This is a genomic window from Vibrio sp. Vb0937 (assembly GCF_033338855.1).
Window position 1 is genome coordinate 607311 of record NZ_JAWOTK010000001.1, and the last position, 13010, is coordinate 620320.

Consider the following 13010-nt stretch of genomic DNA (forward strand, 5'->3'; position numbering starts at 1 on the left):
TGATTACATGAATATCATTTAAACAAAAATCTGGCCTTTCATGTAGAGCACGCCGTCGCCAGATACTCTTACTTGTTCGCCAGTAACTTCACAGTGCAAAATACCTCCGCGCTGAGAAGCTTGGTAAGCGACCAGTGATGCTTTGCCTAACGCTTCTGCCCAGAACGGTGCTAACCCAGCGTGAATCGAGCCAGTTACGGGGTCTTCGTCACCACCATTTGCAGGCCAAAAGTAACGCGATACAAAGTCTTGTTGATCACCTTTCGCGGTAACGACCACATCGTAAGGAGCGAGTGTCTTGAGGTGCTCTGAACGGTATTGAACCTCAAGTACCTCCTGCTGGTTGCCGACCACCACGAAATACGCTTGAGGGCTAAGCAGTACGCGTTCCACATCGCAACTTAGGCCATCAATCAATGCCGAGGGAATATCAGAAACGGCTTTTGGAGGACGAGCAGGGAACGTCATCTCGATCTTACCTTGCGCATTCTTCTCTACGGTGAGGGTTCCTACTTCCAGAGTATGAAATTCAATCGTGCCATTAATGCCAAACTCATCAAACAGCACTAACGAAGAGGCCAGTGTTGCGTGTCCACAGAAATCGATTTCAGTAATCGGAGAGAACCAACGAATCTCATATCGGTTTGCGCCAATGGATTTTAGAAAAGCCGTTTCCGACAAGTTGTTTTCTGTCGCGATATTTTGCATCAATTCTGGGGCTAGCCATTCCTCTAACGGTACGACCGCTGCTGAGTTGCCTTTGAATTGCGTATCGGTGAAGGCGTCCACCACGTAGATATCCAATTCCATTTTCCTTCCTTGTTCCGTGAGCGATTAATTAGCATAAACCAAGTGCAATTAAGAGAGTAAGAAATTTGTGTTAGAATCTTAAAGTGTCAAAATTATAGATTATTTTGTGTTTTTTGATACTTACTGACAAGGATTCGGACTGCTGGGTACTTACACTAGTGTTGAATTCATTGAAAGGAAGAAAAACATGAAAGCGATCTACAAATCAGTTTTGGCATTGAGTGTTTTTGCGGTCGGTTCTGCCCATGCATTTGAACTCGTGAGTAGAGATATTCAAGAAGGCCACCCGATGGCGAAGACGTTTGAATACTCTGGTTGGGGATGTGATGGCGGGAATCAATCACCACAATTGATGTGGAAAGAAGCTCCAAAGGGCACAAAAAGTTTTGCGATCACCGTGTATGACCCCGATGCACCAACAGGCAGTGGTTTTTGGCATTGGATAGCGTTTAATATTCCATCCACCGTTAGCGAACTGCCTCGAGGCATTGATATGAATAAGTTAGGCGGCAAAGAATCTCGTATTGACTACGGCACAACGGGGTTCGGCGGCGCGTGTCCTCCAAAGAATGATGGGATGCATCGTTACCAGTTTACGGTGTGGGCATTGCCAACTGAAGAACTGAATTTGGATGAAAACACGCCACCAGCCATTGTAGGGTTTACTTTGAATAGTGTTGCTTTGGGTAAAGCGACATTAACCACGACTTACACGCGATAATTGAATATAAGGGGGAGAGAATCGGTCACCAATATCAGGTTACGCTGTTTCGTGCGGAGCAGCAGCAGAAGCTTCGTAATGTCAGGATTCACTCCCCAAGCCTTATTCAGATTGTTAAGGGGAGTAAACATCTTTTCTGGAAAGATGAAGTACTCGACATCCATCATCCAAATATCATGCTTTGTGAAGCAAATGCATCCCTAAATTTTGAAAATCTTCCTCTACAAGGGCGATTTCTTTCTCGAATGTTCAGTTTTCACTGTGTGCCTAGCGATGAAATGTTGGAGCTAAGCATGAGCAACGCATTAGGAAACTATGTACCCGTTGTTGAGACAGATAAAGCATTGCAAGCGACGTTAAATGCTTTGTTTTCGTTTGAGCGGGAAAGCTTAAGTGAGGCGACACAACGCTATTGGATTATGGGCCTATATCAGCAGCTAGCTGAGAGAGGGTTATTGCATCGGTTGTTCTCGAGTTCACATATCTCTTTTAGTCAGAAACTTAGTCGTTACTTATCGCGCTCTCCAGGGGAGGAGCATCCATTAGATATGGTCGCGGGGCACTTTGCTATGAGCCGAGCAACATTGATACGAAAACTGAAACAAGAAGGTACCCAGTATCGCGAAGTATTGGCAGAAGTGCGCTTAAATCACGCACTTTACTTGATGCAAAATGGCTCGTATAACGTTGCGCTGCTCGCACAGTTGTGTGGTTATCAGTCAGAGGGGCGTTTTAGCCAACGCTTTAAAAGTAAGTTCGGCCTAACGCCCAGTGAGTATATTAAAACGGTGGTGAGTTAATGTTTTACCGCTTTTTTATTTTTTGTGCTTTTTAGGTTAACCATAATATTTGGTTTTCATTCGCAATGCTACGTTCACCAAAGCAATCAATACAGGCACTTCGATCAGCGGGCCAATGACACCAGCAAAAGCTTGGTCTGAGTTTAGGCCAAACACCGCGATAGAAACCGCAATTGCCAATTCAAAGTTGTTGCCTGTTGCCGTGAAAGCAATTGACGCGTTTTTGTCGTAGTCGATGCCCATTTTCTTACCAACGAAGAAGCTGACAAAGAACATCAACACAAAGTAGATAGCCAGTGGAATTGCTACACGGAATACATCCATTGGCAGTTCAAGAATCATCTCACCTTTTAAGCTGAACATCAGTACGATGGTCGCAAGCAGGGCGATAAGCGTAATTGGTGAAATGCGTGGGATGAATACGTCGTTGTACCATTGTTCACCTTTCGCAGCGACCAGCCATTTGCGGCTTAGGAAGCCCGCTAGGAATGGGATACCAAGGTAAATCAGAACGCTTTCCGCGATGTCCATCATCGAGATATCAACCACGAAACTTTCGTAGCCAAAGACTGGTGGCAACACAGTGATGAACAACCATGCCATCACACTGTAAGTCACGATTTGGAAAGCGCTGTTTAGTGCAACTAGGGCTGCGCCGTATTCTTTGTTACCGCCACCGATATCGTTCCATACAAGCACCATCGCAATACAACGAGCAAGACCGATCAGAATGATACCAACCATGTAACCCGGATGATCACCTAGGAAAGTCAATGCAAGGATGAACATCAAAATAGGGCCGACAATCCAGTTCATGACCAAAGACAGCGTGATTGCTTTTTTATCTTTCGTCACTGTGCCTAGCAGGTTGTAGTTCACCTTTGCGAGTGGCGGGTACATCATCAAAATCAAACCAATCGCGAGCGGTACGTTTGTGCTACCAACTGACATTGACTCGTTCCACTCAGCAACTTGAGGGAATGCTGCGCCAATACCTACACCGATTGCCATTGCAACAAAAATCCACACCGTTAAGTAACGGTCCAAGAAGCTCATTTTGTCGCTGGCACTATTTAAAACTTGAGTAGTCATAGTGTTCTCTTATTCGTTTATCGTCGAAAGGCGATGGTTAAAGGTATAGTTTATCTCTGCACGCCTGACCAGCGTGCAAAGGGCATTAATCAAAGAACTTGGAAAATCCTAGATTGAACTGATCAAACGCGTCGCGTTGAATGCGGTAACACACCTTAGGTGGGTTTGGCTCGGCGCTGATAAAGCCTGCTTGCTTTAGAATACGCAAGTGCTCGGAAACAGTAGATTGCGCAAGACCCAGTTCAGAAACCAAATCACTGTTCAAACAACCGCCCATGGTATCGAGCGTGTGCAGGATATGCAGAATGCGCAAACGTGCTGGATGCGACAAAGCTTTTGCTTGCGCTGCGAGAGTTTGTTCTTTCTCGAGCTGTTGTTGCGTTGTCTGAAAAACAACTTCGCACGTGTCCTTGCACTTATCACTCATTCGCTGGCCTTAATAGTTAATCGTCGAATTGCGATAAAGTGTACGCCTGCTCTGTGGAAGATGCAACAACTCGATGAAAAAATTAATCGTAAAATAACGATGAATAAAAAATTGAAAAAATATATGTTTTAAAAACAGTGATATAATAAAAAATTAAGTAGGTTACTAAAAGTTAACTAATTGCACTATATTTCTAGGTTACCATAATAAACCACATCCGACGCACAATGGTTACTGCGTCATCTTGTGAACTTATTTAAAGGTAATCCCATGAGCAACGTACTGATCATCAATGCACACGAACCATCACCATATTCAGAAGGTCGTCTAAATGCTTCTCTTGTCGACAAAGCACAGACGCTTCTGCAAGCAAAAGGCCATGAAGTTCGCGTTGTGACAATGCAAGATGAGATCAACGTAGATGAGCAACTCGCACACTTTGAATGGGCTGATCGCGTGATCATCCAAAGCCCAATCAACTGGATGTCTGTGCCTTGGTCATTCAAAAAATACATGGACGACGTGTTTACTGCGGGTATGGGCGGCGCACTGTGTGCATTTGATGGCCGTAGCGCAGAAGAACCAAAGAAAAACTATGGTACAGGCGGTACTCAAACCAACAGCAAATACATGCTTTCACTGACATTCAACGCGCCAGAAGAATCGTTTGATGATGAGAGCGAATACCTATTCCAAGGTAAAGGCGTGGATGATTTGATGTTCCACATGCACGCTAACTTCCGCTTCTTTGGTATGTCAGCATTACCTACATTCGCTTGCTACGACGTGATGAAGAACGCAGATATCGAAAACGATTTTGTTCGTTTCGAAGCTCACATTAACGAAAACTTCTAATCCTTTTAGAAAGATAGTGCGAACTGAATGATGAATTGAGATGGACTGCTGTACGCGGTCCATTTTTATTTGTTTGCGGCGAGGTGACGTTTTTATTACTCTAAAGCACTAAATGTATCTAGTTTACTTTTCGTTACCTAGATTAGGTGCGTATCTTGAGGTGTATTGTGGAAAGCAGAATCAGTGTAGATAGCAAAGGTCGTAAGTCAGTGGCGAACGTATGTGCGGAGCCATGTGCTATCGAGAAAGGGATGCGTTTAATTGGTGGTAAATGGAAAGGTTCTCTGATTTATCATTTGAAAGACGGCCCAGTTCGTTTCAATGACTTAGCACGCATGCTAGGCGGTGCAAGTAAAAAGATGATCGACCAACGTCTTAAAGAGCTAGAAGCGGAAGGTATGGTGGTGCGTAAAGTGATCAGCGACCGCCCAATTGCAGTCAGCTATGAACTAACAGAGTTCGGCCGTACCGCACTTAAGATTCTTGATGATTTGCGAATTTGGTCTGAAAAGCATCAAATTGAGCTTCGTTAAGACCAAAGTAGTTAATCGCAAACGTCACTCTCTTTTGAAAGCTGATAACAACACATCGCCTTTTATGCTCAAGTAACTTAGATGTGCTTCATTCAAATCGTAATTTGTTTCGTAAAACAACGTACTCTTTCGAGTCAGGCATATCGAAGCTACTTGAGCATAATCGTACTTTTTAAGTTTTTGATTTTTAGTTATTATTTTATCATACTTAATAAGTTGTAGAATAAATCACTCACTTCAGTTGAATTTAAAAAAGCACTATTTAATTCCAGTTTCTTTTCAAAATCGGAATATTTATCGAATTCCTCTTTCTCAACTAAACCTATTGGTGAGTTGTCGTTAACGTGGCTTTCATATTTTTTGATGGTATATAATTTAGACTTTTCGTCAAAATATTGAATTATCTTAATGTTAACGTCAGGTCTCTCCGTATTATACGTGATCGTAATTTTTTCATAATCTTTATTAATCGGAGTCGTAAGCCCTGTAGGGTAGATGATTTTAAACCTATTAATGTCATTCTTCTTCGTGCTTTTATAATGTTTTGAGTATGAAAAGTTTTCAATTGCACTTTTAGTGACGATAATTGACTCACCTTTCTTTAAACCGTATTCGGTACATTCATAATCGTCGACAACCGTAGAATTTCTTTTCTTTTCAATTAGGTAGGACATAGTTGCAGATGTCCCTCCGTGTTCCAGTTTTTGTTGGTTTACAGAACAATAGAAATGACCTTTGTCCACCGTCATTGCGTTGACTTGTTCCGGATTTGAAATGGTGGGATGTATATCTTTTGCTGAATCGTTGTCGCTTCCTCCTGAACCGCATCCAACTAATCCGATACAAACGGCCATATAAAGCAAAGAGATTTTATTCATACTGTATTTCTCAATTAAGATGTGTGATTGCAAATAACGATTAATTACATTTTTATAAAGTGAAATGTTTTTTATTTTAATTGAACGGTGTTTTATTATTAATTTAATCGTTTGCTTTTATTTTGTCTCTTACGGTATCTATGTTTTCATTTATGGTATGAATTATTAGAATTGCACAATTTTGAGTTGCAATAGGATAATAATCGCTAGCCAACTACTTGTGTAGGTATCGTTATGATTTATACATCCGTTAAGTCTAAGTTTTTAGTCTTAATTTCATGTATTTATCGTGAAAGTGACTTAGAAGTAAATAACTAACGTTGTTTGAGGGGAGCCTGGGCTTCACTGATCTTGTTTTTCATCAAGGCGTTGTATAATGAACAAGGACTCTATTTCCAACTTGTTGATACATATCAGATCTCACGGATCTGATATGCATTCTAAGTTATTCTCACCAAGGCAAGAATCCTAGCTTATTTAAGGATAGAAAGTTTACTTGGGTGTAGAAGATATTAGTAATCCAATGTGCCACGGATAGGGTAGTTATTGTTTGGATCGCGAATCCATGCCAATCCGCGTGATAGTGCGCCAAGCTCAGGGCGAACAAACGGGTTGTTTGAAATATCCACCACGTGTAAGTCGCCGTGTTCATTCACCACAAACAGACCTGGCTCTGCGAAATTATGATCGGTTTCCTGTTCAGATCGAGGAATAGATACATACAAGCCTAGCGTTTTCATTTGTTCTTCGGTCAGGCCGTAAGCGATAGAGAAGCTGATTTCGAGTTTCTCTAGATGCCCCTCTAGCTGTGCTTTTGAGTCGCCAGAAACGGCAAGAATATCGACGCCAGCATCAGCGAAAGCCTGTTTGTAACTCTCAAGCTCGTTGAGGTACTTAGTACAAAGAGGGCAGTGTTTACCACGATAAACGAATACTGCCTGCCAAGTCGCATCACCTTGCGGCTGACCCAACGTTACGCTTGAACCATCTAGCAAAGTGGCTTGAAGATGAGGGAAGCTGTCGCCCGCTTTAAGTTTCACTGAAGTTGCCATATTGACTCCCGAATTGGTGGTGTATATCCATGAATGCCCCTTTCTCAACAAAGCGATTGGGGGATGAGACTTCAATGTAGACTCTGTTTTGCGGTGTTTCAACTAGTTAACTTTTAGTAACCTGCAATAAGGTAGTAGAGTGCAAAAGATGAAAAAGCAGAACTTAAGATACAACGAAGTGGGGGTGTAGTATCAGGAGCTAAGTTCTGCTTGAGGTTAGGCTATGACCACTGGAACATATCGTTAAGATAGACCAGAGTCATCACTTCTATTTTATTACTCGATTGAGCTAGGCGTTGCTGAAAAAAGTACGCCATCATTGGCTTCTTCATTTCTTCCTCCTTTACGCTGACGAGTAAATTATGCGTATAAAAGGGGATATAAAAAAGAGAGTGCTTTTGTTGGCTTTGTTCCTAATAACGTAAATATCTGAGGCTTTAAAGCCGAATTTGGAGGTTAATTGTGGAAAAGGGGAACAGATAATTAGGAAGTTTTCTTATTTTATTACCGCCAACTTAAGTAAACTATTCCTATCCACAAACTTCACAGATCTAAGGTTGATTCAGTGTCTGATCTCAATTTGTTTCGCTATTACCAACGATTACTCTCGTTTAGTGTTGGTGATGAAACAAAAACCACGTTACAGGACATTGCCGACATCATGTTCACTTCTTCTCGGCATGCTCGTAGCCTGCTAACGCAAATGCAGGAGAAGGCGTGGTTGAGCTGGTACCCGAAACCTGGGCGGAACCAACGATCGACTCTTATTCTGAATATGGAGTTAGACGTTTTAAAAGAGAGCTTGGCTCTTGAACGTATCAAGTTAGGCAAGTATGAAAAAGCACTGGCGATATTAGATGAAGACGAAATGGCATTTGGCCGTTTGTTAAAAACAACGTCTGGTGCTTCTGTGCAAGAAGGACAGCTCAATATTCAATTAACCTATAAGCGAATGTTTGAGCGCGTCGTTCCACATCAACTTCAGCGTAGCAGCGAACGTTTCTTATTAAGGCAAATCTATTGTTGCTTAGTTTCGAGTGATAACAATGGGAAAGTGCAACCAGAACTCGCACATCACTGGCGTTATGACGAAGACACCTTCGAATGGACTTTCTACCTTCGTCCTGGTCTGACTTTTCATAATGGTAATTCCATTGATGCAGAAACAGTGGTTAGCTTGTTTGCAAAGTTGAGTTCACTACAGTACTACGAAAAAGAGTTGGCACATGTTGCTAACATTACTGCGCCAACGCCATTGAAAGTTGTTTTTAGGCTTAATCGAGCTGACTTGGGCTTTGCTGGACTTATTTCTGGTGTGAAATACGGCATTCAACCAGTAAGCCAAGTTAACGTAGCGAATAACAAGCTGGTGGTCGGAAGTGGCCCATTCTCTGTTGTCGAGCACAATGAAAGTCGTTTAAAACTGCAAGCATTTAATGGTTACTATGCATGTAGAGTTCTAACGGATTTGGTGACTATCTGGATTGTTAATGACGAGCAAATGGAGAACCCGTCATTGGCAGCAAATACGTTGCAAAGGGATGCTTCGCCCGAGGAGGATTTGTGTGGACACTATATGTCGACGCAAAACCGAGAAAACTCATCGGCGAGCAAGCGTAGTCGAATAGAAGATGGTTGCTTATTCGCCTTATTTAATCAGCACGCTAAGCACAAACTCTCTTTAGCGCAGCGCCGTTATATTAGTGAGCTAATTCAACCTGAGCACTTGGCCGAAGTGATGCGCCGCGAGAATATTGTATTTGGGAGTATACCCGCTTATAACCTGCTACCAGGTTGGAAGCCAGTGCTCCGTCCGTTCAGTGAGCCGCTTAAGTTACCTAAACACATTACGATAGCAGGATATAACTATACCGCATTGCGTCGCTGTGCGCGGGCTATTTCTAATCGTTTGGCGAGTGTTGGCAGTAAAGTAGAAATTGTTATGTATTCCTACCGTGAGCTGAACGAGAAGGCTAAGAACGGTGAGCTAAATGAGACAATGGTCGTAACGAACATAAACCTAGATGATAATCGTCATGCCTCAGCGTTCACGAACTTCTTCAGCAACGCTGTGCTATTCCACACTTTGGGAGAAAAGAACGCACAATGGTTAGATGAACAACTACAGAGAGTCAGATCTTTCGTTCCACTTGAGGACTACCTTAATGCATTGGAGCCAATTTCATCGACGTTGATCAGCGAGTATTGGATTACACCTATGTTCCACCATACACAAACTTTGCGCTTCCAAGGTGTATTAGAAGACGTTGCTTTAACCAATTGGGGTTGGCCAGATATCCGCTCGGTGTGGTCGGCGGATTGACTGCCTTAGTTATTTAGCAAAGTGCTGCTTCACAAATTCAATGAAGGCTCTGGTTTTCGCCGATTGATAGATAAGTTGTGGGTACACCAAGTAAACCGCGTTGTGCTGGTGGTCAGTTTCTTCCGATAGAACCTGCACTAGACGGCCGTGCTCAACGTCTTGTTCGACAAAGTAACTTGCTAACCGAGCAATGCCATTGCCAGACAGGGCTGATTCTTTGAGTAAGCGGTTTTCATTGCTTGAAAGCCAACCTTGGGCTTGAACTGTTCCCGTTTTTAACGGCCACTCTTTTTGATGCAATGTGGTTAAGCATTGATGCTGTTTTAAATCCGCTAACGTCTCTGGCGTACCTTCTTCTTGCAGATACAGAGGTGAGGCAACCAGCCAGTGGTGGTAGTCCAAAAGGTGATGCGCAATCATATTCTCGGGCGGCGTTCTTGTTGCTCGAAACGCAAAGTCGACGCTGGTTTCCGTCAGATTAAACGCTTGATAGCTAGAAAGAATCTCGAACTCTACGTTTGGATGTAAAGCGCGAAACGCCACACACAAATCATGCAGCACCGCTTCGGCAAACATCTTGGGAGCAGTAAGCCGAATCAGACCGTCTACTTGCTCAGATTGCTGACTTAAACTCTTTTCCATTTCCATTACGCGGCGTTTGAGATCTTCCGCTTGTGCAAAGATCGACTCACCCTCTGCCGTCAATCTCACGCTGCGTGTGGTTCGAACAATCAAAGGCGTGGCGAGTTCCGATTCCAATCGCTTGATTTGTTCCGACAGGTAACTTTTAGAAATGCCAAGTTGCTCCGCTGCCCTAGAAAAGTTGAGTGTTTGAGCCACTTCGGCAAACAGCATCAGTTTTTCGATTCTCTTATAATCTGCCATCTTGATTGCTCGTCTTTATTGTTCGCTTTAATTGTTCGGTAGCGAGGATAATGAATTCGATTTTACGGTATTAAACTAATTTTTACGAACGGTAAGATGGTTCGAGTTAACTTAAGAAATTGAAGATGCAGAAATCGGAAAAGTGAGAATAACGATGAACAATCCAACACTACCGCTCGCCAAAACCTTACCTAACGTTAGCCGCTTGGTCTTCGGCTGTATGGGACTTGGAGGGGAGTGGAATCGCAACCCATTAACCGCCCAAGATGAAAACCAAGCTTATGCCGCTGTCGAGGCTGCATTAGAGGTTGGCATCAATCTCTTTGATCATGCGGATATCTACAAATTCGGTAAGGCAGAAGAAGTGTTTGGGTGCATCTTAGCCAATGACTCAACCTTACGAGAGCGAATTTATCTGCAATCCAAGTGCGGCATCCGTCTAGGAGATGAGCAAGGTGTTAAGCAGTATGACTTCTCTGCCAAATGGGTGACGGCTTCTGTTGAGGGCATTCTTGAGCGCCTTGGCGTGGAAAACCTTGATGTTTTGATGCTGCATCGTCCTGATCCTCTGGTTGAATTTGAAGAACTGGGCACAGCGCTCCAAGCACTGAAACAAGCTGGCAAAGTTAACCACTTCGGTGTTTCTAACATGAACAGTGCTCAAATTGATCTTCTTCAACAAGCAACGGGCGAAATTGTTGTGGCGAACCAGTTGGAAATGAGTCTGGCTAAGTCTGACTTCATCAAGCAAGGCATGGGGCTTCCTTCGTCTGCATCTGACTACGTTGCAGGAATACTGGAACATGCCCGTAAGCACAATATCCAACTGCAAGCGTGGGGCAGTATGGCGCAGGGAAGATTCTCAGAGCGTGGTTTACATTCTGATGATCACAACACCAGACAGACGGCGGAGATGGTAATGGCGCTAGCAGCTGAATATGGTGTGTCGTCTGAGGCGATTGCTTTAGCCTTCCTGACGCGTCACCCAAACCAAATTCAGCCTGTTATTGGTACTGCAAACCCACAGCGTATTCGCACTTGTGCTCAAGTAGAGAACGTCACGCTATCACGTAGCCATTGGTATGGCTTGTTCGAGAAAACCCTTGGTCATGAGATCCCGTAGGAGAGAAAAATGAAATACGTACAAGTTCAAACTCTGATTCAAACGGCATTGGAAATTGCGACTGCTCGCAAGCAAAACATTGCGGTTGCCGTGGTTGATACACATGGAGAATTGCTCGGTTTTGCCCGAATGGATGATGTGAGTCTGCAAGCAGGTTTGTTGGCACAGAACAAAGCTTACACCTCGGCTAGGACCGTCAGCCTAGCGGCAATCTGGGTGCTTGGGCTCGTGAGACGGGTAAGCAGTTGAGTTATTGGACTGACCCGAAGATCACAGGCTTTATGGGTGGTGTGCCTATAGAACAAGAGGGGAAAATCGTCGGTGCAATTGGCATTAGCGGTTTGGCTGAGCAAGATGATGAAGCACTTGCGATGGAAGTATTAAACGCGCGTTGAGTATAATGTTTATCAGTAGGTGTGATGCTTTGTCCAGCTTTGTACTCACTGTAGGGACTCAAGTTCACAGGCTTCGTCGAGTCACAATGCTATCTAATAGCCTGAAGTAAGCAGAAGTTGAAATCGCGAACTATGATTAATTTATTTGAAAGCTTTGAGGCCTAAATATGTTTCATAAGGTATTCGTTTCGCTATTTTTTGTTCTCCTCTCAGGCTGTGGTACGAGTGACAGCGCGTTAAAAGAGAGCGGTTATGATGAAGCTTATATCCAAGGCTTTCATGACGGTCGGCATAGTGGTATGCAAGAGGCAGGGAATGATTTTGAACACTATATTAAGGACGAAACAAGGTATCAAACCGACTCAGATTATCGACAAGGCTGGGATGCTGGTGAGGTAGAGGGTAACAAGTTACAAAAGCAGGCGACCGCGATAGGACAAGGCATGATTGATAATTCATATGAAGAACGTGATGTCTTTGATCCTGATAAAGTGGCGAAAGATGCAATAAAAGGCGTTGATACATCGGAATTGAAAAGCCTAGAGTAACGGACTGATATAAAGAATAAAACTCGTCATTTGACGAGTTTTTTTTTGTCTAAACGGTTCATGTTTCAACGCTCAACAGGGCATTCACGTTTGGGTATGAGTAATGTGGTTAATCACCTTTCTTGTTCTTTTGTTCAAGGATTAACGATAACAGGCGAACGAGCAGGGACTGAGCTTCCGGTGAGAGCAATCGCGCCACGGCCGTTAAGTCATTTGCTGTGACATGCTGAACATCACGTGCATCTAAGGCAATATCTAGGTCAGTCAAATGAAGCGAACGCAATATGGCACGATATTGTGAGAGTTTAAGATCGGACTCTCCGCGCTCGATCCTTTGATATGTTTTTACGCTCATTCCAGCGATGTTTGCCATTTGCTCACGGGAGAGGCCATTCGATTTTCGTCTTGCGATCAGTGCTTGAATTATAGGGTCTACCTGCATGTGCTCTCCTGAAAGGACAGTTTTGACCTAAACGTAGCAAGAAGTGGACCAGTTTAACCACCACATATTTACCTGCTTTGCAATCAGTATAAAAATAACTGTCTTATAAAAACGTAAATATTTTAG

The 13010-nt window shown here is 43.4% G+C and carries 14 protein-coding genes and 1 pseudogene; 8 read left to right on the top strand and 7 right to left on the bottom strand.

The annotated features are described in order from the left end of the window. Positions 1–18: 18 nt before the first annotated feature. Positions 19–810 (bottom strand): PhzF family phenazine biosynthesis protein, encoded by a 792-nt coding sequence (locus tag R7P67_RS02715; protein WP_213873907.1) that lies wholly within the window; start codon positions 808–810, stop codon positions 19–21. Between the two features lie 187 nt (positions 811–997). On the opposite strand from R7P67_RS02715, the gene R7P67_RS02720 reads away from it, so the two are divergent. Together R7P67_RS02720 and R7P67_RS02725 are read left to right on the top strand one after the other, a co-directional pair. Continuing rightward, entirely contained in the window at positions 998–1531 is a 534-nt protein-coding gene (locus R7P67_RS02720; protein ID WP_005375444.1) for a YbhB/YbcL family Raf kinase inhibitor-like protein, read from the top strand. A 20-nt stretch (positions 1532–1551) separates the two neighbouring features. Next, on the top strand, positions 1552–2331 hold the full coding sequence (locus R7P67_RS02725; RefSeq protein ID WP_137283102.1) for a helix-turn-helix domain-containing protein: 780 nt from the start codon (positions 1552–1554) through the stop codon (positions 2329–2331). A gap of 36 nt (positions 2332–2367) precedes the next feature. Here R7P67_RS02725 and arsB read toward each other — a convergent pair whose 3' ends face one another. Both arsB and R7P67_RS02735 read right to left on the bottom strand, forming a co-directional pair. Next, positions 2368–3423: an ACR3 family arsenite efflux transporter gene (gene arsB / locus R7P67_RS02730; RefSeq protein WP_137283103.1), complete on the bottom strand. Its 1056-nt coding sequence runs from the start codon at positions 3421–3423 to the stop codon at positions 2368–2370. A gap of 85 nt (positions 3424–3508) precedes the next feature. Further along, positions 3509–3850 (bottom strand): ArsR/SmtB family transcription factor, encoded by a 342-nt coding sequence (locus tag R7P67_RS02735; protein WP_064354579.1) that lies wholly within the window; start codon positions 3848–3850, stop codon positions 3509–3511. Between the two features lie 270 nt (positions 3851–4120). Between R7P67_RS02735 and R7P67_RS02740 the strand changes: the two genes are divergently transcribed. Continuing rightward, positions 4121–4705, top strand: coding sequence for an NAD(P)H-dependent oxidoreductase (locus R7P67_RS02740; RefSeq protein WP_017635228.1), 585 nt, complete (start codon positions 4121–4123; stop codon positions 4703–4705). A gap of 167 nt (positions 4706–4872) precedes the next feature. Continuing rightward, entirely contained in the window at positions 4873–5238 is a 366-nt protein-coding gene (locus R7P67_RS02745; RefSeq protein ID WP_005375456.1) for a winged helix-turn-helix transcriptional regulator, read from the top strand. Positions 5239–5432: 194 nt separating this feature from the next. Here the strand turns inward: R7P67_RS02745 and R7P67_RS02750 are convergent, their stop codons facing one another. Continuing rightward, the gene (locus R7P67_RS02750) at positions 5433–6116 is read right to left on the bottom strand and encodes a hypothetical protein (protein ID WP_262652934.1); all 684 of its coding nucleotides are present in this window, start codon (positions 6114–6116) and stop codon (positions 5433–5435) included. 512 nt (positions 6117–6628) lie between these two features. Beyond that, on the bottom strand, positions 6629–7168 hold the full coding sequence (locus R7P67_RS02755; RefSeq protein ID WP_104980833.1) for a redoxin domain-containing protein: 540 nt from the start codon (positions 7166–7168) through the stop codon (positions 6629–6631). A 565-nt stretch (positions 7169–7733) separates the two neighbouring features. Between R7P67_RS02755 and R7P67_RS02760 the strand changes: the two genes are divergently transcribed. Beyond that, positions 7734–9491, top strand: a complete 1758-nt coding sequence (locus tag R7P67_RS02760) for an SgrR family transcriptional regulator (protein ID WP_213901298.1) — start codon at positions 7734–7736, stop codon at positions 9489–9491. A 9-nt stretch (positions 9492–9500) separates the two neighbouring features. On the opposite strand, the gene R7P67_RS02765 is transcribed toward R7P67_RS02760, so the two are convergent. Next, positions 9501–10376 (bottom strand): LysR family transcriptional regulator, encoded by an 876-nt coding sequence (locus R7P67_RS02765; protein ID WP_213901299.1) that lies wholly within the window; start codon positions 10374–10376, stop codon positions 9501–9503. A 154-nt stretch (positions 10377–10530) separates the two neighbouring features. Between R7P67_RS02765 and R7P67_RS02770 the strand changes: the two genes are divergently transcribed. The 3 genes and pseudogenes from R7P67_RS02770 to R7P67_RS02780 all read left to right on the top strand — a co-directional run bounded on the left by R7P67_RS02770 (position 10531) and on the right by R7P67_RS02780 (position 12442). Further along, positions 10531–11499, top strand: a complete 969-nt coding sequence (locus R7P67_RS02770; RefSeq protein ID WP_213901300.1) for an aldo/keto reductase family oxidoreductase — start codon at positions 10531–10533, stop codon at positions 11497–11499. A 9-nt stretch (positions 11500–11508) separates the two neighbouring features. Beyond that, positions 11509–11894 (top strand): annotated as a pseudogene (locus R7P67_RS02775) (GlcG/HbpS family heme-binding protein). 167 nt (positions 11895–12061) lie between these two features. Continuing rightward, the gene (locus R7P67_RS02780; RefSeq protein ID WP_005375467.1) at positions 12062–12442 is read left to right on the top strand and encodes a hypothetical protein; all 381 of its coding nucleotides are present in this window, start codon (positions 12062–12064) and stop codon (positions 12440–12442) included. Between the two features lie 109 nt (positions 12443–12551). Here R7P67_RS02780 and R7P67_RS02785 read toward each other — a convergent pair whose 3' ends face one another. Further along, the gene (locus R7P67_RS02785) at positions 12552–12884 is read right to left on the bottom strand and encodes a helix-turn-helix domain-containing protein (RefSeq protein WP_213885950.1); all 333 of its coding nucleotides are present in this window, start codon (positions 12882–12884) and stop codon (positions 12552–12554) included. Between the last annotated feature and the right edge of the window lie 126 nt (positions 12885–13010).

What these genes read in the sequence shown, in the direction of transcription:
- R7P67_RS02715 (WP_213873907.1), bottom strand. Translation starts at nt 810, where the DNA reads ATGGAATTGGATATCTACGTGGTGGACGCCTTCACCGATACGCAATTC.
- R7P67_RS02780 (WP_005375467.1), top strand. Translation starts at nt 12,062, where the DNA reads ATGTTTCATAAGGTATTCGTTTCGCTATTTTTTGTTCTCCTCTCAGGC.
- R7P67_RS02765 (WP_213901299.1), bottom strand. Translation starts at nt 10,376, where the DNA reads ATGGCAGATTATAAGAGAATCGAAAAACTGATGCTGTTTGCCGAAGTG.
- R7P67_RS02755 (WP_104980833.1), bottom strand. Translation starts at nt 7,168, where the DNA reads ATGGCAACTTCAGTGAAACTTAAAGCGGGCGACAGCTTCCCTCATCTT.
- R7P67_RS02720 (WP_005375444.1), top strand. Translation starts at nt 998, where the DNA reads ATGAAAGCGATCTACAAATCAGTTTTGGCATTGAGTGTTTTTGCGGTC.
- R7P67_RS02750 (WP_262652934.1), bottom strand. Translation starts at nt 6,116, where the DNA reads ATGAATAAAATCTCTTTGCTTTATATGGCCGTTTGTATCGGATTAGTT.
- R7P67_RS02740 (WP_017635228.1), top strand. Translation starts at nt 4,121, where the DNA reads ATGAGCAACGTACTGATCATCAATGCACACGAACCATCACCATATTCA.
- R7P67_RS02735 (WP_064354579.1), bottom strand. Translation starts at nt 3,850, where the DNA reads ATGAGTGATAAGTGCAAGGACACGTGCGAAGTTGTTTTTCAGACAACG.
- arsB (WP_137283103.1), bottom strand. Translation starts at nt 3,423, where the DNA reads ATGACTACTCAAGTTTTAAATAGTGCCAGCGACAAAATGAGCTTCTTG.
- R7P67_RS02785 (WP_213885950.1), bottom strand. Translation starts at nt 12,884, where the DNA reads ATGCAGGTAGACCCTATAATTCAAGCACTGATCGCAAGACGAAAATCG.
- R7P67_RS02770 (WP_213901300.1), top strand. Translation starts at nt 10,531, where the DNA reads ATGAACAATCCAACACTACCGCTCGCCAAAACCTTACCTAACGTTAGC.